We start from the raw sequence: 18,828 nt of genomic DNA, 5'->3' as shown, positions 1-18,828 counted from the left end.
CAACCGGATCGCCTTTTTTGTGCCCGTGGGAGCGAGCCTGCTCGCGATAGCGCTTTCGTAAGCGCCACCGAGGGCAGATCGTTCTCAGTCGATGTACTCGAACAGTTTCACGATCTTCTGCACACCGGACACGCCCTGGACCAGGTTGGTGGCCTGGGCCGCTTCCTGCTTGGTCAGCAGGCCGAGCAGATAGACGATGCCGTTCTCGGTCACGACTTTGATGCGCGAGCCGGGAATGCTGGCGTCGGTGAGCATCTGGGTCTTGATCTTGGTCGTCAGCCAGGAGTCGTTCTGGCGGGCGAGGAAGCTCGAAGGCGCAATCACTTGCAGCTCATTGTGCACCTTCTTCACGCGTTGCACATTGGCGGCAGCCTGTTCGGCCTTGGCCTTGAGGTCTTCGCGCGGGGTCTGGCCGGCCAGCAGCACGATGCCGTTGAAGCTGGTGACGACGATGTGCGAGTCATTGTCCAGGCCCGGATCGGCCTTGGCCACGTTGACGCCGACTTTGGTTTCGATCAATGAATCGTCGATCTTGCTGCCGAAGGTGCGGGTGCCGCGATCGTCTTCGATCGGTGCTTCGCGGCTGGCATTCACCACGGAGGTGCAGCCAGTAATGCCGAGGCACAGGGTCAAGGCCAGAAGGCCAAGGCGATTAGGGGTCATTCTTCACTCCCGAACAGTTGGCTGTCGATCAGATCGCAAAGGCAATGGATCGCCAGCAAGTGGACTTCCTGAATACGTGCGGTGACATTGGCCGGTACGCGAATCTCGACGTCCTCGGGCAGCAGCAGCGACGCCATGCCGCCGCCATCGCGTCCGGTCAAAGCTACGACAATCATTTCGCGATCATGTGCGGCCTGGATCGCCTGAATAATGTTCGCCGAGTTACCGCTGGTCGAAATCGCCAGCAACACATCGCCTGGTTGGCCAAGTGCACGGATCTGCTTGGAAAACACTTCGTTGTAGCTGTAGTCGTTGGCGATCGAGGTGATGGTCGAGCTGTCGGTGGTCAAGGCGATGGCCGGCAGGCTCGGACGCTCGCGCTCGAAACGGTTGAGCAGTTCCGAGGAGAAGTGCTGGGCATCGCCGGCCGAGCCGCCGTTGCCGCACGAGAGCATTTTCCCTTCGTTGAGCAGGGCGTTGACCATTACCTGGCTGGCTTGCTCGATGTGCGGTGCAAGTACGTCCATCGCCTGTTGCTTGGTGTCGATACTGGCCTGAAAAAGCTGGCGAATTCGGGATTGCATGTCCATCTGTGTGACCTTAATTAGCGCGGCTGTCCGGCACGTGAATGTGCAGCCCGCAAAGCAAAGAGCAAAAGTGTTGAGTGAAAATGTCCAGGTCGGCGCAGGCGCTCAACTGTCGAACGCATTCTGCAACCAGTTCAGCTGACCCTGGTGGCTGTCGATGGCCACCACGTCGAAGCGGCAGGGGGAATTGGCCCAACGCGACTCGCGCTGAAGAAAATACTGTGCGGCGAAAATCAGTTTCTGCCGTTTGCGCCCGTCGATACTGTCGAGCGCTCCACCCCATTGAGTGTTCTTTCGGTAACGTACTTCGACGAATACTACTGTATCGCCATCAAGCATGACCAGATCAAGCTCGCCGCGTTTACATAACCAGTTCTGCGCCAGCAGGCGCAGACCCTGGTGTTGCAGATGCTCGAGCGCCTGGCGCTCGGCATCCTTGCCGCTTTGCAGGTGTGACCTGTCGGGCATCAGCGCGGGGTGTCCGGCAGGCGCTGGATCTGGCCGCTGACAAACTGGGCCCATGGCAGCTGGCGTACGACGCGTTGGCTCTGGGTCATGCCCAGGCTGCCTGACAGACCGTCGATGCGGCTGTCCGGCAGGGTCTTGAGCTGGCTCAGGCGTGGTGCCAGGCGGTAGGCGTCAACACCCATCGCGTACAGACGGCCGAGGCTGCCGGCGGCTTGTGGCCATTGTGCGGTGACCTGTTTGCGCAGTGGATCGTTGGCATCCAGCAGCCACGGGGTTTCGCAGAAGCGCACGCCGTTCATGTCGTTGTACTGGTTCACGTCGCCGCTGGCGCTGAACACGTGGGAGGTCGCGTAGACCGGCACGTCACCGGCGTACTGGAAGTTCAGGGTCGGCTTGATCTGCTGGGCCTGTTGCGGGGTCGCGGCGAGGAAAATGAACTCGATGTCCTGGCGACGCGAAGGCTGGGCGGCGACGTTGGTACCGGCAGCGTTCTGCAGACTCTTGGCGCGGGCTTCGCTCTGGCGCAACTGGAACATGTCGGCGATCTGCTGGGCCAGTTGCACGGGCTGATCGACACGCTCGGTGGCGACAATGCTGCCGCCGTTGGCTTGCCAGTCCTGGCTGAATGCGCGCAGGACGCGGTCGCCCCATTCGCCTTTCGGCACCATGATCGCAGCGCGGTGCAGGCCGTCGGCGCGGGCGCGGCGGGACACTTCGCGGGCTTCGTCTTCAGCGGCGAGACCGAACTGGAACAGTTGCGCCGGGCCCTGGTCGCCTTCGCTGTAGTTCAGCGCAAGAGTGGTGATCGGCAGTTGCGGCCGGGTGCTCAGCTGTTTGACCAGTGGTTTTTCCAGCGGTCCGACAACCAGTTGCACGCCGTCGGCCTGGGCCTTGCGGTAGAACTCGTCCATGCTGGTCAGGTGCGAGCTGTCGTAGAACACGATGGCCGGTGGTTTCTGACCGGCTTGCTGGGCCTGGTAGTGCGCGGCCATGAAGCCGTCACGCAGGGCCTTGCCGACCGAGGCCAACTGGCCGTCCTGTGGCAGCAGCAGAGCGATTTTGCTCAGGGGCTGGCTGGCCAGTTCCTTGAGTTTGGTCAGAGGCAGCGGCAGGTTGATCGCGGCCGGGTGTTTCGGGTGCTGCGAGCGCCAGTCGTCGATGGCAGCCTGTTGCTGTTCCAGGGTGCCGGCGGTTTTCACGGCCAGGGCCAGGCTCATCCAGCCTGCGAGGTCGTCGGTCCCGTTGGGTTGCAGTTGATCGGTCGGCAGTGAGGCAATCAGGGTCCAGATCGCTTCGTGGTTCTTGCCGGCGGCTTCACCTTCCAGCATCGGTGCGATGAAGATGCGTTCGCGAGCGGCAGCCAGTGTCTGGCCATCGGCTTCGAGGGCGCGGGCGTGAACGGTGCCGGCGCGAACCTGCAGCGGAATCGACATTTCGCTCAGGCGTTGCAGGCTTGGATGGTTCAAGGCTGCCAGCGCAGCTTTTGGCTGGTTGCGGGTCATCGCCAGTTCAGCAGACAACGTGCTGGCAAATGCCTGCTGGCCTGGCTGGAGTTGTTCCATCGGCACTTGTTGCAGGATTTGCGCGGACTGTCCGGCATTGCCCTGGCGGTAAGCCATGTCCGCTGCACTCAGGCGCAGCAGGGCAGCCTTGTCCGGCGATTTGGCCTGGGCGGCCTGTTCGAGCAGTTGCTCGATGCTGGCATCCGGAGTCCGTGGAAGTTCGCCAAGGCTGGAGGAAGGGGAGCTGGCGCAAGCCGCCAGCAAGGCAGCGAGGCAGAGGGCAGTGAACAGCCGCAGGCAAGCGATCATGTAAGTGTTCCTGATACTCGATCAAATTAGCGTCGAATTGTACCCAAGCGCTGGCCGGGGCGCGATGTTACTGGTGTGAAACCGTCAATTTAGCTGATGTAAATGTTGCGCGACCGCACAATGGTGCGACAAACCGTGTCTGCCGCGAGCGCATCGCCAGGCGCGTGACGCGCTACAATGCCGGCTTTTACCGATCATGAGGTGTGCGCTTTGACTGCTCCAGGTGCTTTGAATTCCGCTGCGGGCTCGCTTTATGTGGTGGCGACGCCCATCGGCAACCTGGATGACATCAGCGCCCGGGCGTTGAAGATTCTGCGCGAAGTGGCGCTGATTGCCGCCGAAGACACGCGCCATTCCCAGCGTCTGATGCAACACTTCGGCATCACTACGCCGCTGGCGGCCTGCCATGAACACAACGAGCGTGATGAGGGCAGTCGTTTCATCACTCGCCTGCTGGCTGGCGACAACGTCGCGCTGATTTCCGATGCCGGTACGCCGTTGATTTCCGATCCGGGTTATCACCTGGTGCGCCAGGCGCGTGCCGCCGGGATCAATGTGGTACCGGTGCCGGGTGCCTGTGCGTTGATCGCGGCGCTGTCGGCGGCCGGTCTGCCATCCGACCGTTTCATCTTCGAAGGTTTCCTGCCGGCCAAGGCTGTTGGTCGCAAGGCGCGTCTGGAAGCCATCAAGGAAGAGCCGCGCACGCTGATTTTCTACGAGGCGCCGCATCGTATTCTCGAGTGCCTGCAGGATATGGAAGCTGTGTTCGGCGCTGATCGCCCGGCCTTGCTCGCCCGTGAAATCACCAAGACCTTTGAAACGCTCAAGGGCCTGCCACTGGCCGAGTTGCGTGCATTCGTCGAGGTGGACAGCAATCAGCAGCGTGGCGAATGCGTTGTTGTAGTGGCTGGCTGGACTGCGCCGGAATCCGAAGATGCCGTCAGCAGCGAGGCGATGCGCATCCTCAATCTGCTGCTGGAAGAGATGCCGCTCAAGCGTGCTGCAGCTTTGGCAGCGCAAATCACCGGTGAGCGCAAAAACGTGCTTTATCAGGTGGCGCTGGATCAGCAAAAAGACGCGTAACCCGTCGCGCAGACCGGTTTGCGGGCTATTAGCGCTTGTTCTTCGGGCGCTCTGCCGTTAACCTGCGCGGCGGAGAGTCGATCGGACAGTCGCTGCCCTCTATGAAAATTAGGGGGGGGAGGAAAGTCCGGGCTCCATAGGGCGAAGTGCCAGGTAATGCCTGGGAGGCGTGAGCCTACGGAAAGTGCCACAGAAAATAACCGCCTAAGCGCTTCGGCGCCGGTAAGGGTGAAAAGGTGCGGTAAGAGCGCACCGCACGTCTGGCAACAGTTCGTGGCTAGGTAAACCCCACTTGGAGCAAGACCAAATAGGGTCCCAAGGCGTGGCCCGCGCTGGGACCGGGTAGGTTGCTAAAGATGTCCAGTGATGGCCATCGTAGACGAATGACTGTTCAAGACAGAACCCGGCTTACAGATCGACTCTCCACCTTTTTCTTTTCCCTGCTTGAATTAAAGGCGACAGGGCTGTTTATTATCAGCAGGCCTGCTCTGGAAATCCGGCAGCGGCAACCGCAGTAATAGCCATTTCCCACCTTGCTTCAATCAACAGCAGAAGCGCTTTTGTAATACCGAAAAAATCTTACTCTTAACAAATTACTTTAACTTTCGAGCGCAGCTGTCAGTGCTGTCTCAAGTTATTGGATAAAAGCATCCGCCGGATTCTCGTTGCTCCTCCTTTTATGCTCCTAAATCTCCGTTCTGTAAGGGTTTTCCTTTGATCCGCGCCTTGACGGTGTGGTGGGCGCATTCCTATAGTGTGCGCAAGTGGCGGAAAGTGGCATGAAGTGGGTTTTTTGAGCTCAAAACGATAAAAATTGGAGAAACGCAGACGTGTTTCGCGGAGCTAACGCTATCAGTCTCGACGCAAAGGGCCGTCTCGCCATGCCGAGCCGGTACCGTGACGAGCTCGTTTCGCGTAGTTCCGGCCAGTTGATCGTGACCATTGATGCCGTTGATCCGTGCCTGTGTGTCTACCCGCTCGATGAGTGGGAAATTATTGAAACCAAGTTGCGCGCGCTTCCTTCGCTCCGCGAAGAGAACCGTCGTCTGCAACGTTTATTGATTGGTAACGCCGTCGACCTCGAACTCGATGGCAGTGGTCGTTTTCTGGTGCCGCCGCGCCTGCGCGAATACGCAAAGCTGGACAAGCGCGCGATGCTGGTCGGCCAACTGAACAAGTTCCAATTGTGGGACGAAGATGCCTGGAACGCGGTTTCTGCCGCTGACCTGGCTGCCATACAACAACCGGGCGCCATGCCTGACGAACTGCGTGATTTGATCCTGTGACTATTGATAGCGGCTTTAACCACATCACCGTACTGCTTGACGAAGCCGTCGAGGCTCTCGCCGTACGTCCTGATGGCTGCTATCTGGACGGCACGTTCGGGCGCGGCGGGCACAGCCGGTTGATCCTCAGCAAGCTCGGTCCCGACGGCCGGCTCATCGGATTCGACAAGGATCCTCAAGCGATTGCTACCGGGCAAACGCTAGCGGCCGAAGACGGCCGCTTTGTCGTTGTGCAGCGCAGCTTTGCCGAGCTCGGCTCGGTGGTTGCCGAACAGGGTCTGGACGGCAAGGTCAGCGGCATTCTGCTCGACCTCGGCGTGTCCTCGCCGCAGCTCGATGATGCCGAGCGCGGTTTCAGTTTCCTCAACGATGGCCCGCTGGACATGCGCATGGATCCGTCGCGCGGCATCAGCGCAGCCGAGTTCGTCAACACCGCACCGGTTGAAGAAATCGCCCGGGTGTTCAAGGAATATGGCGAAGAACGTTTCTCCGGCCGCATGGCTCGCGCCGTGGCCGAGCGCCGTGACATCACGCCGTTCGAGCGCACCGCCGATCTGGCCGAAGTGCTGAAAGTCGCCAATCCGGCGTGGGAAAAGGGCAAGAACCCGGCCACCCGCGCATTCCAGGGCCTGCGCATTCACGTCAATAACGAACTGGGCGATCTGGAAGCAGGCCTTGAAGCCGCGCTCGAATGCCTGGAAGTGGGCGGCCGTCTGGTCGTGATCAGCTTCCACTCGCTGGAAGACCGCATCGTCAAACTGTTCATGCGCAAGCTGGTGAAAGGCGAAGCCGACAACCTGCCGCGCAACCTGCCGGTTCGCCACGTTGCGTTCGAACCGAAAATCAAAGTCCATGGCAAAGCGCAGACGGCCTCCGACGCCGAACTCAAAGCCAATCCACGTTCCCGTAGCGCCGTCATGCGCGTCGCGGAGAAGCTGCGGTGAGCAAGCTTTTCGCCAAGCCACTGCCTGGCGGCAGCTTTTTCATGCTGCTGCTGTTCATCGGCGTGCTCGTGTCGGCCATCGGCGTGTCCTATAGCGCCCACTGGAACCGGCAGTTGCTCAATACCCTTTATAACGAACTCAGCGTGCGCGACAAGGCGCAGGCCGAGTGGGGGCGCCTGATCCTGGAACAAAGCACCTGGACCGCCCACAGCCGGATCGAAGTGCTGGCCACCGAACAACTGAAGATGCACATCCCGGGCGCAGCTGACGTGAAGATGGTGGCGCCATGATGAAACTTGAAGGGGCACTCTTCCCGTGGCGCTTCCGTCTGGTCGTCGGTCTGCTCGGCGTGATGGTTGCCGCGATCTGCTGGCGGATCATCGACCTGCAGGTTATCGACCGTGACTTCCTCAAGGGTCAGGGTGATGCGCGAAGCGTTCGTCACATTCCGATCCCGGCACACCGTGGTCTGATCACCGACCGTAACGGCGAGCCGCTGGCCGTCAGTACGCCAGTGACCACCCTGTGGGCCAACGCCAAGGAAATGCAGCTGGCCAAGGAAAAGTGGCCGGCGCTCGCCGCTGCCTTGGGCCAGGATCCGAAAGCCCTCGCCGAGCGCCTCGAAGCTCAAGCGAACAAAGAATTCATTTATCTGGTGCGCGGGCTGACCCCCGAGCAGGGCCAGGCCGTGCTCGACCTGAAAGTGCCGGGCGTCTACGGCATCGAAGAATTCCGCCGGTTCTATCCGGCCGGTGAAGTCACCGCGCACATGGTCGGGTTCACCGACATCGATGACCACGGTCGTGAAGGCGTCGAACTGGCCTACGACGAATGGCTGGCCGGCGTACCCGGCAAGCGGCAGGTCATCAAGGATCGGCGCGGTCGGCTGATCAAGGATGTCCAGGTCACCAAGAACGCCAAGGCCGGCAAGCCCTTGGCGTTGTCCATTGACCTGCGTCTGCAATACCTGGCCAACCGCGAGCTGCGTAACGCGATCATCGAGAACGGCGCCAAGGCCGGCAGCCTGGTGATCATGGACGTGAAGACCGGCGAGATCCTCGCCATGGTCAACCAGCCGACCTACAACCCGAACAACCGTCGCAACCTGCAACCGGCGATGATGCGTAACCGCGCGATGATCGACGTGTTCGAGCCGGGTTCGACCATGAAAGCGATCTCGATGAGCGCCGCGATCGAGACCGGGCGCTGGAAACCGAGCGACACCGTCGAGGTGTATCCGGGCTCCCTGCAGATCGGCAAGTACACCATCAAGGACGTGTCGAAGACCGAAGGTCCGGTGCTCGATCTGACCGGCATTCTGATCAATTCCAGTAACGTCGGCATGAGTAAGGTCGCGTTCGATATCGGCGGCGAAACCATTTTCCGTCTGGCACAGAAAGTCGGCCTCGGCCAGGACACCGGCCTCGGCTTCCCGGGCGAACGTGTCGGCAACCTGCCGAACTACCGCGAGTGGCGCAAGGCTGAAACTGCAACGCTGTCCTACGGCTACGGTGTTTCGGTGACCGCGATCCAGCTGGTGCACGCGTTCTCGGCCCTGGCCAACAACGGTCGTCTCGCACCGCTGACCCTGATCAAAACCGACAAGGCGCCGCAGACCACCCAGGTGCTGCCGGAAGCCGTGGCGAAAACCATGCAAGGCATGTTGCAACAGGTAATCGAAGCCCCGCGCGGCGTATTCCGTGCGCAGGTGCCGGCCTATCACGTGGCCGGCAAGTCGGGTACGGCGCGCAAGACCTCGGTGGGCACCAAGGGCTATGCCGAAAACTCCTATCGCTCGCTGTTTGCCGGTTTCGGTCCGATGAGCGATCCGCGTTATGCCATCGTCGTGGTGATCGATGAACCGACCAAGGCCGGCTATTTCGGTGGTCTGGTTTCGGCGCCGGTGTTCAGCCGTGTGATGTCCGGCACCCTGCGCCTGATGAACATCACCCCGGACAACCTGCCGAATACCCAGCAAGCCAATGCCACCCCGGCTGTTCCGCTGAAAGCCAATGGAGGGCGCGGCTGATGTCTCTTAGTCTGAACAAGATTTTCCCCCACGCCGGCCACGATCTGTTGATCCGTGAACTGGCGCTCGACAGCCGCAATGTGCGCGCGGGCGACCTGTTCCTCGCGGTGCCGGGCGGCAAGTTCGATGGTCGTGCGCACATTGCCGATGCACTGGCTCGTGGCGCCGCGGCGGTTGCTTACGAAGTGGAAGGCGCCACCGTGCTGCCGATCACTGATGTGCCGCTGATTCCGGTCAAAGGCCTGGCGGCGCAGCTGTCGGATATCGCCGGTCGCTTTTACGGTGAGCCGAGTCATCACCTGAATCTGGTTGGCGTGACCGGTACCAACGGCAAGACCAGCGTGACTCAACTTGTTGCCCAGGCGCTGGACCTGCTCGGCCAGCATTGCGGCATCGTCGGCACCCTGGGTTCCGGTTTCTACGGTTCGCTGCAAAGCGGCCTGCACACCACGCCGAATCCGATTGCCATGCAAGCGACCCTGGGCGATCTGAAAAAGGCCGGCGCCAAAGCCGTGGCCATGGAAGTTTCGTCCCACGGTCTGGATCAGGGCCGGGTCACCGCGCTGGCGTTCGACGTGGCGGTGATGACCAACCTGTCCCGCGATCACCTCGATTACCACGGCACCATGGAAGCCTACGCCGAAGCGAAGGCCAAGCTGTTTGCCTGGAATGACTTGAAGTGCCGCGTGGTCAATCTGGATGACGATTTCGGCCGGCAACTGGCCGCTGAAAAGCGTGAGTCGCGTCTGATCACCTATAGCCTGCTCGACAGCAGCGCCTATCTGTATGTCCGCGAAGCACAGTTCGACGACCATGGCGTGCGCGCCACGCTGGTCACCCCCCAGGGCGAACATCATCTGCGCAGCACATTGCTGGGTCGTTTCAACCTGAGCAACGTGCTGGCTGCCGTCGGTGCCTTGCTCGGTCTGGACTACGCCCTCGACGAAATTCTCAAGGTGCTGCCGAAACTCGAAGGCCCGGCCGGACGCATGCAGCGTCTCGGCGGCGGCACCCAGCCGCTGGTGGTGGTCGATTACGCCCACACGCCGGATGCGCTGGAAAAAGTTCTCACTGCGTTGCGTCCGCACGTCAAAGGCCAGTTGCTGTGCCTGTTCGGTTGTGGCGGTGATCGCGATCGCGGCAAGCGCCCGCTGATGGCCGAAGTGGTCGAGCGTCTGGCCGACCGCGTGCTGGTTACCGATGACAATCCGCGTACCGAAGATCCAGCGGTGATTTTCGATGACATCCGCGCCGGCTTCACGGCTGTGGATAACGTCACATTCGTGGCCGGTCGCGGCCAGGCCATTGCACAACTGATCGCCAGCGCCTCGGCGGATGACGTGGTGGTCCTGGCCGGCAAAGGTCACGAGGACTATCAGGAAATCAACGGCGAGCGCTACGCATTCTCTGATCTGGTCGAGGCCGATCATGCCCTGACCGCGTGGGAGGTGGCCCATGCTTAAGGCCCTGAAACTCGGCGAACTGACCAACGCACTCGACGCGCGTTTGATCAGCGCGGACGCAAGCTTCGACGGCGTGAGCATCGACAGCCGCGCCATCAAGGCCGGCCAACTGTTTATCGCCCTGACCGGTCCACGTTTTGACGGTCATGACTATCTGAATGAAGTCGCCGGTAAAGGTGCCGTTGCTGCATTGGTCGAGCGCGAAGTCGCCGACAGCACGCTGCCGCAATTGCTGGTCAAGGACACCCGCCAGGCCCTCGGTCAACTGGGTGCACTGAACCGTGCCGCGTTCACCAAACCGGTCGCGGCCGTGACCGGCTCCAGCGGCAAGACCACGGTCAAGGAAATGCTCGCGAGCATCCTGCGCACGCGCGGCTCGGTGCACGCGACCCGTGGCAACCTGAACAACGACCTCGGCGTACCGCTGACCCTGCTCGAACTTGCTCCGGAACACAGCGCGGCGGTGATTGAGCTGGGCGCGTCGCGTCTGGGCGAAATCGCCTACACCGTCGGGCTGACCAAGCCGCACGTGGCGATCCTCAACAACGCCGGCACCGCTCACGTTGGCGAGTTCGGCGGGCCTGAGAAAATCGTCGAAGCCAAGGGCGAAATCATCGAAGGGCTGGCGGCCAATGGCATTGCCGTGCTGAATCTCGATGACAAGGCGTTCGGTATCTGGAAAACCCGCGCTGCCGGCCGCAAGGTGCTGACCTTCGCCCTGAGCAACGCGCAAGCGGATTTCCACGCCAGCGATCTGGCCACCGATGCCCGTGGCTGCCCGGCGTTCAACCTGCACAGTCCCGAAGGTGTGGAACGGGTTCAACTGAACCTGCTCGGCACCCATAACGTCGCCAATGCCCTGGCCGCCGCCGCTGCCGCTCACGCCCTGGGCGTGTCGCTGTTCGGCATCGCCACCGGGCTTGGCGCGGTACAACCGGTCAAGGGTCGCACCGTCGCGCAACTGGCGAAAAACGGCATGCGCGTGATCGATGACACTTACAACGCGAACCCCACCTCCATGTGCGCGGCCGTTGATATACTCGCCGGCTTTTCCGGCCGCACCGTCCTGGTGCTCGGGGATATCGGCGAGTTGGGCGACTGGGCGGAGCAGGGGCACCGCGACGTGGGCGAATACGCCCGGGGCAAGGTTTCCGCGCTTTACGCCGTCGGGCCGAACATGGTCCACGCCGTGAACGCATTCGGCCAAGAGGCGCATCACTTCGGCACGCAGGCCGAACTGATCCAGGCCCTCGGCGCCGAGCAGGACAAAAACACCACCATTTTGATCAAGGGTTCGCGCAGCGCAGCGATGGAAAACATCGTTGCGGCCCTGTGCGGGTCCAGTCTGGAGAAACATTAATGCTGCTGCTGCTAGCGGAGTATCTGCAACAGTTCTACAAAGGCTTCGCGGTCTTCCAGTACCTGACCCTGCGCGGGATCCTCGGTGTGCTGACTGCGCTGGTCCTGTCGCTGTGCTACGGCCCGTGGATGATCCGCACCCTGCAGAACCGTCAGATCGGCCAATCGGTTCGTAACGATGGTCCGCAATCGCACCTGTCCAAATCCGGTACGCCGACCATGGGTGGCGCACTGATCCTGTCTTCCATCGGTGTCAGCACCCTGTTGTGGGCTGACCTGAGCAACCGTTACGTATGGGTCGTGCTGCTGGTGACCCTGCTGTTCGGCGCCATCGGCTGGGTCGACGACTACCGCAAGGTGATCGAGAAGAACTCCCGTGGTCTGCCAAGTCGCTGGAAGTATTTCTGGCAGTCGGTGTTCGGCCTCGGCGCGGCGATCTTCCTTTATATGACTGCCGCCACACCGGTGGAAACCACCCTGATCCTGCCGATGCTCAAGGACTACAGCATTCCGCTGGGCGCCGGTTTCATCGTGCTGACCTACTTCGTGATCGTCGGCTCGAGCAACGCGGTCAACCTGACCGACGGCCTCGACGGCCTGGCGATCATGCCGACGGTGATGGTCGGCGGTGGCCTGGGCATCTTCTGCTACCTGTCGGGTAACGTGAAATTCGCTGAATATCTGCTGATCCCGTACGTACCGGGCGCGGGCGAGCTGATCGTGTTCTGCGGCGCACTGATCGGTGCCGGCCTGGGCTTCCTGTGGTTCAACACCTATCCGGCACAAGTCTTCATGGGTGACGTCGGCGCACTGGCGCTGGGCGCAGCCCTGGGCACCATCGCGGTGATCGTCCGTCAGGAAATCGTCCTGTTCATCATGGGCGGCGTGTTCGTGATGGAAACCCTGTCAGTCGTCATTCAGGTGGCTTCCTTTAAGCTGACCGGTCGCCGTGTGTTCCGCATGGCTCCGATACACCACCACTTTGAACTCAAGGGCTGGCCCGAGCCGCGCGTGATCGTCCGTTTCTGGATCATCACCGTGATTCTCGTGCTGATCGGCCTTGCCACCCTGAAGCTGAGGTAGAACGAGTGTCTCTGATCGCTTCTGACCACTTCCGCATCGTTGTCGGCCTCGGCAAGAGCGGCATGTCCCTGGTTCGTTTCCTGGCGAACCGGGGCGTGGCGTTTGCGGTGGCCGATACGCGGGAAAATCCACCGGAACTGGCCACGCTCCAGCGTGACTATCCGCACGTGGAAGTGCGTTGTGGCGAGCTGGACGTCGAGTTCCTGTGCCGTGCCGACGAGCTCTACGTGAGCCCCGGCCTGGCGCTGGCGACCCCGGCCCTGCAAGCCGCTGCGGCCCGTGGCGTGAAGCTGTCCGGCGACATCGAGCTGTTCGCGCGTAACGCGAAGGCGCCGATCGTGGCCATCAGCGGTTCCAACGCGAAAAGCACCGTCACCACCCTGGTCGGCGAGATGGCGGCTGCGGCCGGCAAGCGCGTGGCCGTGGGCGGCAACCTCGGTACGCCGGCGCTGGACCTGCTCAGCGATGACGTCGAGCTGTACGTGATGGAGCTGTCGAGCTTCCAGCTGGAAACCACCGATCAGCTCAACGCCGAAGTGGCGACCGTGCTCAACATCAGCGAAGACCATATGGATCGCTACAGCGGTCTGCCGGCCTATCACCTGGCCAAACACCGGATCTTCCGTGGCGCGAAGCAGTTCGTGGTCAACCGTCAGGATGCATTGACCCGGCCGCTGATGGGCGAGGGCCAGCCATGCTGGACCTTCGGCCTGACCAAACCCGATTTCAAGGCGTTCGGTCTGCGCGAAGAGAACGGCGAGAAATACCTGGCCTTCGAATTCCAGAACCTGATGCCGGTGCGTGAACTGAAAATTCGCGGCGCCCACAACCAGTCCAACGCCCTGGCGGCGCTGGCGCTCGGGCATGCGGTCGGTCTGCCGTTCGACGCCATGCTCGCGGCCCTGCGCAACTTTGCCGGCCTCGAACATCGCTGTCAGTGGGTGCGTGACCTGGACGGCGTCGGTTACTACAACGACTCCAAAGCCACCAACGTTGGTGCCGCACTGGCGGCCATCGAAGGCCTGGGCGCTGACATCAGCGGCAAGGTCGTGCTGATCGCCGGCGGCGACGGCAAGGGTGCCGAATTCAAGGACCTGCGTGATCCGGCGGCGGCCCATTGCCGTGCCGTGATCCTGATGGGCCGTGATTCGGACAAGATCGGCGAAGCCATCGGCGATGCCGTGCCGCTGATCCGCGCCACCACACTGATCGACGCCGTCGAAAAATGCCGCGCCGCCGCCCAACCGGGTGACGTGGTGCTGCTGTCGCCAGCCTGCGCCAGTTTCGACATGTTCAAGAATTACGAAGACCGTGGTCACCAGTTCGTCCGCGCCGTGGAGGATCTGGCATGAGCCTGCGAAACATCATCAAGCCGTATCCGTCGCCGATCATCACCGGGCGCGGGATCGACCTCGACTTCCCGATGCTCGCCGGTTGCCTGGCGCTGCTCGGCCTGGGCCTGATCATGATCGCCTCGGCATCCACCGAGGTGGGTGCAGTGCAGTCGGGCAGCGCTCTCTACTACATGACCCGTCACCTGATCTACGTGGTGCTGGGCCTGGGCGCGTGCATCGTCACCATGATGATCCCGATCGCCACCTGGCAACGCCTGGGCTGGATGATGCTGATCGGTGCGTTCGGTCTGTTGGTGATGGTGATCGTCCCGGGGATCGGCCGTGAGGTTAACGGTTCGATGCGCTGGATCGGCTTCAGCTTCTTCAACGTGCAACCGTCCGAGATCGCCAAGGTGTTCGTGGTGATTTACCTCGCCGGCTATCTGGTACGTCGTCAGAAGGAAGTGCGCGAAAGCTGGATGGGCTTCTTCAAGCCGTTCATCGTGCTGCTGCCGATGGCGGGCCTGTTGCTGATGGAGCCGGACTTCGGCGCCACCGTCGTAATGATGGGCGCTGCGGCAGCGATGCTGTTCCTGGGCGGGGTCGGACTGTTCCGGTTCTCGCTGATGGTGGTGCTGGCGGTGGCGGCGGTGGTGTTGCTGATCCAGATGCAGCCGTACCGGATGGCGCGTCTGACCAACTTTGCCGACCCGTGGGCCGACCAGTTCGGCGCCGGTTATCAATTGTCCCAGGCCTTGATCGCCTTCGGTCGCGGCGAGTGGCTGGGCGTTGGTCTGGGCAACAGCGTGCAGAAGCAGTTCTACCTGCCGGAAGCCCACACCGACTTCGTGTTCTCGGTACTGGCCGAAGAGCTGGGCGCGGTGGGGTCGCTGTGCACCGTGGCGCTGTTCGTGTTCGTGTGTATTCGCGGCATGTACATCGGTCTGTGGGCCGAAAAAGCCAAACAGTTTTTTGCCGCTTATGTTGCCTACGGTCTGTCGTTCCTGTGGATCGGTCAGTTCCTGATCAACATCGGCGTGAACGTCGGCCTGCTGCCGACCAAGGGCCTGACCTTGCCGTTCCTCAGTTATGGCGGCAGTTCCCTGGTGATCTGCTGCGCCTGCCTTGGCCTGTTGCTGAGGATCGAGTGGGAGAGCCGGACCCACCTGGGCAGTGAAGAGATGGAATTCCATGAGAGCGACTTCGCCGAGGAGCCGAACCATGGGCGCTAACGTATTGATCATGGCCGGCGGTACCGGCGGCCACGTGTTCCCGGCACTGTCCTGTGCCCGTGAATTCCAGGCGCGGGGCTACACCGTGCACTGGCTCGGCACGCCACGGGGGATCGAGAACGATCTGGTGCCGGCCGCCGGCCTTGAATTGCATCGCATCAACGCCACCGGCTTGCGCGGCAAGGGCAAGCTGTCGCTGCTCAAGGCGCCGTTCATGCTGCTGAAGTCGGTGTTGCAGGCCCGGGCGATCATTCGCCGTCTGCGTCCGGTGTGCGTGGTCGGATTTGGTGGTTATGTGACCGGTCCTGGTGGCATCGCCGCCAAACTGGCCGGTGTGCCGGTGATCGTTCACGAACAGAACGCCGTGGCCGGCACCGCCAATCGGTTGCTGGTGCCGTTCGCCGCCCGGGTGTGTGAAGCGTTCCCCGACACCTTTACCCTGTCGGACAGCCGCCGTACCACCGGTAACCCGGTGCGCAGCGAGCTGTTCCTCGAAACACCGCGTGCGGCACTGGCCGGACGCAAGGCGCGTTTGCTGATCCTGGGCGGAAGCCTGGGCGCAGAACCGTTGAACAAGTTGCTGCCTGAAGCCCTGTCGCAAGTCGCTGCCGATTTGCGTCCGGAAGTGTTTCATCAGGCCGGCAAAAATCACGATGAAGTGACTGCAGAGCGCTACCGCGCCGCCGGCGTGGACGCGCAGGTGCAGCCCTTCATCAAGGACATGGCTCAGGCCTATGGCTGGGCTGACATCGTGGTGTGCCGTGCCGGCGCACTGACCGTCAGCGAGCTGGCCGCCGCCGGTCTGCCGTCGATGCTGGTGCCCTTGCCCCATGCGATCGACGATCACCAGACCCGCAACGCCGATTATCTGGCCCGCGAAGGCGCTGCCTTCCTGATGCCGCAAAGAACGACTGGTGCCGCGGACCTCGCCGCGCGCCTGACAGAGGTCTTGATGCAACCGCAACGTCTCGAAGAAATGGCCCGAGCGGCCCGCCGTCTGGCAAAACCCGAAGCCACCCGCAGCGTGGTCGATACCTGTCTGGAGGTGGCCCATGGTTGAGAATCAGAAAGCCATGCCACAACCGGAAATGCGCCGCATCCGTCGCATCCACTTCGTCGGGATCGGCGGCGTGGGCATGTGCGGTATCGCTGAAGTGCTGCTGAACCTGGGTTACGCCGTGTCCGGCTCCGACCTCAAGGCTTCGCCGGTTACCGAGCGTCTGGAATCGTTCGGTGCACAGATCTTCATCGGCCACCGTGCCGAGAACGCCGCTGCCGCCGACGTGCTGGTGGTGTCGAGTGCCGTGAACACTTCCAACCCGGAAGTCGCGACTGCCCTTGAGCGCCGTATTCCGGTGGTGCCACGTGCCGAGATGCTTGCCGAGCTGATGCGCTACCGCCACGGCATCGCCGTCGCCGGTACCCACGGCAAAACCACCACCACCAGCCTGATCGCTTCGGTGTTCGCTGCCGGTGGCCTGGACCCGACGTTCGTCATCGGTGGCCGTCTGAATGCCGCGGGCACCAATGCCCAGCTCGGCACCAGCCGCTACCTGATCGCCGAGGCCGACGAGAGCGACGCCAGCTTCCTGCACTTGCAGCCGCTGGTAGCCGTGGTGACCAACATCGACGCCGACCACATGGCGACCTACGACGGTGACTTCAACAAACTGAAGAAAACCTTCGTCGAGTTCCTGCACAACCTGCCGTTCTACGGTCTGGCGGTGATGTGCCTGGACGATCCGGTGGTGCGTGAAATCCTGCCGCTGGTGAAGCGTCCGACCGTGACCTACGGCTTCAGCGAAGATGCCGACGTGCGCGCCATCAATGTGCGGCAGCAGGGCATGCAGACCTTCTTCACCGTGCTGCGCCCTGATCGCGAGCCGCTGGATGTGTCCGTGAACATGCCGGGCAACCACAACGTGCTCAATTCCCTGGCGACCATCTGCATCGCCACCGACGAGGGCGTCAGCGATGAAGCCATCGTCCAGGGTCTTTCCGGATTCCAGGGTGTCGGCCGACGCTTCCAGGTCTACGGCGAACTGCCGGTGGACGGCGGCAACGTGATGCTGGTCGACGATTACGGTCACCACCCGACCGAAGTCGCGGCCGTGATCAAGGCCGTACGCGGTGGCTGGCCTGAGCGCCGTCTGGTGATGGTCTACCAGCCGCACCGCTACAGCCGCACCCGTGACCTGTACGACGACTTCGTCAATGTACTGGCCGATGCCAACGTGCTGTTGCTGATGGAAGTCTATCCGGCCGGCGAAGAGCCGATCCCGGGCGCCGACAGCCGCAAGCTGTGCAACAGCATCCGTCAGCGCGGTCAGCTGGACCCGATCTACATCGAGCGTGGCGTCGATCTGGCGCCGCTGGTCAAGCCGCTGCTGCGTGCCGGCGACATTCTGCTGTGCCAGGGCGCCGGTGATATCGGCGGTCTCGCACCGAAACTGTTGAAAAGCGAGCTGTTCGCCGGTGCCGTGGCCGCACCGGTCGAGGGGAAGTTGAAATGACTGCTGCCTACGCCAACCTGTTCTCCACCATTGCCCCGAAAGACTTCGGCCGTGTCGCCGTGCTGTTCGGTGGCCTGAGTGCCGAACGTGAAGTCTCGCTGAAGTCCGGCAACGCCGTGCTCTCTGCGCTGCAAAGCGCCGGTGTGGATGCGTTCGGGATCGATGTCGGTGCGGACATTCTGCAGCGTCTGCTGAGCGAGAAAATCGACCGCGCGTTCATCATCCTCCACGGTCGTGGCGGTGAAGACGGCAGCATGCAGGGTCTGCTCGAAGTGGCCGGCATTCCTTACACCGGCAGCGGCATCCTCGCGTCGGCGCTGGCCATGGACAAGCTGCGCACCAAGCAGGTCTGGCACACGCTCGGTATTCCGACGCCGCGTCACGCCGTGCTGCGCAGCGAGGCCGATTGTATTTCGGCAGCGACGGAACTGGGCTTCCCTTTGATCGTCAAACCGGCGCATGAAGGTTCAAGTATCGGGATGGCCAAAGTGAGTTCTGCGTCCGAGTTGATCGACGCATGGAAAGCGGCCAGTACCTACGATTCGCAAGTGTTGGTCGAGCAATGGATCCACGGTCCGGAGTTCACCATCGCCACCCTGCGTGACCAGGTGTTGCCTCCTATCGCCCTGGGTACGCCACACACGTTCTACGACTACGACGCCAAGTACATCGCCAACGATACCCAGTATCGGATTCCGTGCGGGCTCGATGCCGCCAAGGAAAAAGAACTCATGGACCTCACGGCGCGAGCCTGCGAGGCGCTGGGTATCGCCGGTTGGGGCCGGGCGGACGTCATGCAGGACGCCGACGGCAAATTCTGGTTCCTGGAAGTCAACACGGCTCCCGGCATGACCGACCACAGCCTGGTACCGATGGCGGCGAAAGCGGCCGGTCTGGATTTCCAGCAACTGGTCCTGGCCATCCTGGCCGCCAGTGTCGATGCCGATGGCCATAAAGAGGCGCGAGGTTAAGA

17 protein-coding genes and 1 other RNA gene are annotated in these 18,828 nt (G+C 62.1%); 14 read left to right on the top strand and 4 right to left on the bottom strand.

The window, feature by feature from the left end; translation table 11 throughout:
* Nucleotides 1-84 precede the first annotated feature (84 nt).
* From M5B98_RS10985 to M5B98_RS10970, 4 genes are all read right to left on the bottom strand, one after another.
* The gene (locus tag M5B98_RS10985; protein ID WP_085709343.1) at nucleotides 85-663 is read right to left on the bottom strand and encodes a BON domain-containing protein; all 579 of its coding nucleotides are present in this window, start codon (nucleotides 661-663) and stop codon (nucleotides 85-87) included.
* Entirely contained in the window at nucleotides 660-1,253 is a 594-nt protein-coding gene (locus M5B98_RS10980) for a phosphoheptose isomerase (protein ID WP_007928463.1), read from the bottom strand. The genes M5B98_RS10985 and M5B98_RS10980 overlap by 4 nt, the downstream gene beginning before the upstream one ends.
* A 102-nt stretch (nucleotides 1,254-1,355) precedes the next feature.
* On the bottom strand, nucleotides 1,356-1,718 hold the full coding sequence (locus M5B98_RS10975) for a YraN family protein (protein WP_007956783.1): 363 nt from the start codon (nucleotides 1,716-1,718) through the stop codon (nucleotides 1,356-1,358).
* The gene (locus M5B98_RS10970) at nucleotides 1,718-3,529 is read right to left on the bottom strand and encodes a penicillin-binding protein activator (protein ID WP_248742702.1); all 1,812 of its coding nucleotides are present in this window, start codon (nucleotides 3,527-3,529) and stop codon (nucleotides 1,718-1,720) included. The genes M5B98_RS10975 and M5B98_RS10970 overlap by 1 nt, the downstream gene beginning before the upstream one ends.
* Nucleotides 3,530-3,706: 177 nt before the next feature.
* On the opposite strand from M5B98_RS10970, the gene rsmI reads away from it, so the two are divergent.
* The 14 genes from rsmI to M5B98_RS10900 all read left to right on the top strand — a co-directional run bounded on the left by rsmI (nucleotide 3,707) and on the right by M5B98_RS10900 (nucleotide 18,826).
* Nucleotides 3,707-4,612 carry a 16S rRNA (cytidine(1402)-2'-O)-methyltransferase gene (rsmI, locus tag M5B98_RS10965; RefSeq protein WP_248742701.1) on the top strand — a complete coding sequence of 302 codons (906 nt, stop codon included), beginning with the start codon at nucleotides 3,707-3,709 and terminating at the stop codon, nucleotides 4,610-4,612.
* Nucleotides 4,613-4,685: 73 nt separating this feature from the next.
* Nucleotides 4,686-5,039, top strand: an RNA gene (gene rnpB / locus M5B98_RS10960) — RNase P RNA component class A.
* Nucleotides 5,040-5,442: 403 nt separating this feature from the next.
* A complete protein-coding gene (mraZ, locus tag M5B98_RS10955; protein ID WP_003205355.1) occupies nucleotides 5,443-5,898 on the top strand; it encodes a division/cell wall cluster transcriptional repressor MraZ in 456 nt (151 codons plus the stop codon).
* Nucleotides 5,895-6,842: a 16S rRNA (cytosine(1402)-N(4))-methyltransferase RsmH gene (gene rsmH / locus M5B98_RS10950; protein ID WP_412548536.1), complete on the top strand. Its 948-nt coding sequence runs from the start codon at nucleotides 5,895-5,897 to the stop codon at nucleotides 6,840-6,842. Before mraZ ends, rsmH begins: the two co-directional genes overlap by 4 nt.
* Nucleotides 6,839-7,132, top strand: a complete 294-nt coding sequence (ftsL, locus tag M5B98_RS10945) for a cell division protein FtsL (RefSeq protein WP_007956777.1) — start codon at nucleotides 6,839-6,841, stop codon at nucleotides 7,130-7,132. The genes rsmH and ftsL overlap by 4 nt, the downstream gene beginning before the upstream one ends.
* A complete protein-coding gene (locus M5B98_RS10940; RefSeq protein ID WP_170929662.1) occupies nucleotides 7,132-8,871 on the top strand; it encodes a peptidoglycan D,D-transpeptidase FtsI family protein in 1,740 nt (579 codons plus the stop codon). The genes ftsL and M5B98_RS10940 overlap by 1 nt, the downstream gene beginning before the upstream one ends.
* On the top strand, nucleotides 8,871-10,334 hold the full coding sequence (locus tag M5B98_RS10935; protein ID WP_248742700.1) for a UDP-N-acetylmuramoyl-L-alanyl-D-glutamate--2,6-diaminopimelate ligase: 1,464 nt from the start codon (nucleotides 8,871-8,873) through the stop codon (nucleotides 10,332-10,334). The genes M5B98_RS10940 and M5B98_RS10935 overlap by 1 nt, the downstream gene beginning before the upstream one ends.
* On the top strand, nucleotides 10,327-11,694 hold the full coding sequence (locus tag M5B98_RS10930; RefSeq protein WP_248742699.1) for a UDP-N-acetylmuramoyl-tripeptide--D-alanyl-D-alanine ligase: 1,368 nt from the start codon (nucleotides 10,327-10,329) through the stop codon (nucleotides 11,692-11,694). Before M5B98_RS10935 ends, M5B98_RS10930 begins: the two co-directional genes overlap by 8 nt.
* Entirely contained in the window at nucleotides 11,694-12,776 is a 1,083-nt protein-coding gene (gene mraY / locus M5B98_RS10925; protein ID WP_015096766.1) for a phospho-N-acetylmuramoyl-pentapeptide-transferase, read from the top strand. The genes M5B98_RS10930 and mraY overlap by 1 nt, the downstream gene beginning before the upstream one ends.
* Nucleotides 12,777-12,781: 5 nt before the next feature.
* Complete coding sequence (gene murD / locus M5B98_RS10920; protein WP_114885424.1) at nucleotides 12,782-14,128, top strand: UDP-N-acetylmuramoyl-L-alanine--D-glutamate ligase; 1,347 nt, start codon at nucleotides 12,782-12,784, stop codon at nucleotides 14,126-14,128.
* On the top strand, nucleotides 14,125-15,342 hold the full coding sequence (gene ftsW / locus M5B98_RS10915) for a putative lipid II flippase FtsW (protein WP_085709351.1): 1,218 nt from the start codon (nucleotides 14,125-14,127) through the stop codon (nucleotides 15,340-15,342). The genes murD and ftsW overlap by 4 nt, the downstream gene beginning before the upstream one ends.
* Nucleotides 15,332-16,402, top strand: coding sequence for an undecaprenyldiphospho-muramoylpentapeptide beta-N-acetylglucosaminyltransferase (gene murG / locus M5B98_RS10910; RefSeq protein WP_248742698.1), 1,071 nt, complete (start codon nucleotides 15,332-15,334; stop codon nucleotides 16,400-16,402). Before ftsW ends, murG begins: the two co-directional genes overlap by 11 nt.
* Entirely contained in the window at nucleotides 16,395-17,855 is a 1,461-nt protein-coding gene (gene murC, locus M5B98_RS10905) for a UDP-N-acetylmuramate--L-alanine ligase (RefSeq protein ID WP_085709353.1), read from the top strand. The genes murG and murC overlap by 8 nt, the downstream gene beginning before the upstream one ends.
* The gene (locus M5B98_RS10900; RefSeq protein WP_192552343.1) at nucleotides 17,852-18,826 is read left to right on the top strand and encodes a D-alanine--D-alanine ligase; all 975 of its coding nucleotides are present in this window, start codon (nucleotides 17,852-17,854) and stop codon (nucleotides 18,824-18,826) included. The genes murC and M5B98_RS10900 overlap by 4 nt, the downstream gene beginning before the upstream one ends.
* Nucleotides 18,827-18,828 lie beyond the last annotated feature (2 nt).

The organism is Pseudomonas sp. MWU12-3088 (assembly GCF_023242405.1).
GTDB lineage: Bacteria > Pseudomonadota > Gammaproteobacteria > Pseudomonadales > Pseudomonadaceae > Aquipseudomonas > Aquipseudomonas kribbensis.
Note: the sequence above shows the minus strand (reverse complement) of the source record. Positions and strands in the feature narration are given on the sequence as shown.

What these genes read in the sequence shown, in the direction of transcription:
- M5B98_RS10985 (WP_085709343.1), bottom strand. Translation starts at nt 663, where the DNA reads ATGACCCCTAATCGCCTTGGCCTTCTGGCCTTGACCCTGTGCCTCGGC.
- M5B98_RS10980 (WP_007928463.1), bottom strand. Translation starts at nt 1,253, where the DNA reads ATGGACATGCAATCCCGAATTCGCCAGCTTTTTCAGGCCAGTATCGAC.
- M5B98_RS10975 (WP_007956783.1), bottom strand. Translation starts at nt 1,718, where the DNA reads ATGCCCGACAGGTCACACCTGCAAAGCGGCAAGGATGCCGAGCGCCAG.
- M5B98_RS10970 (WP_248742702.1), bottom strand. Translation starts at nt 3,529, where the DNA reads ATGATCGCTTGCCTGCGGCTGTTCACTGCCCTCTGCCTCGCTGCCTTG.
- rsmI (WP_248742701.1), top strand. Translation starts at nt 3,707, where the DNA reads ATGCCGGCTTTTACCGATCATGAGGTGTGCGCTTTGACTGCTCCAGGT.
- M5B98_RS10940 (WP_170929662.1), top strand. Translation starts at nt 7,132, where the DNA reads ATGAAACTTGAAGGGGCACTCTTCCCGTGGCGCTTCCGTCTGGTCGTC.
- M5B98_RS10935 (WP_248742700.1), top strand. Translation starts at nt 8,871, where the DNA reads ATGTCTCTTAGTCTGAACAAGATTTTCCCCCACGCCGGCCACGATCTG.
- M5B98_RS10930 (WP_248742699.1), top strand. Translation starts at nt 10,327, where the DNA reads ATGCTTAAGGCCCTGAAACTCGGCGAACTGACCAACGCACTCGACGCG.
- mraY (WP_015096766.1), top strand. Translation starts at nt 11,694, where the DNA reads ATGCTGCTGCTGCTAGCGGAGTATCTGCAACAGTTCTACAAAGGCTTC.
- ftsW (WP_085709351.1), top strand. Translation starts at nt 14,125, where the DNA reads ATGAGCCTGCGAAACATCATCAAGCCGTATCCGTCGCCGATCATCACC.
- murG (WP_248742698.1), top strand. Translation starts at nt 15,332, where the DNA reads ATGGGCGCTAACGTATTGATCATGGCCGGCGGTACCGGCGGCCACGTG.
- murC (WP_085709353.1), top strand. Translation starts at nt 16,395, where the DNA reads ATGGTTGAGAATCAGAAAGCCATGCCACAACCGGAAATGCGCCGCATC.
- M5B98_RS10900 (WP_192552343.1), top strand. Translation starts at nt 17,852, where the DNA reads ATGACTGCTGCCTACGCCAACCTGTTCTCCACCATTGCCCCGAAAGAC.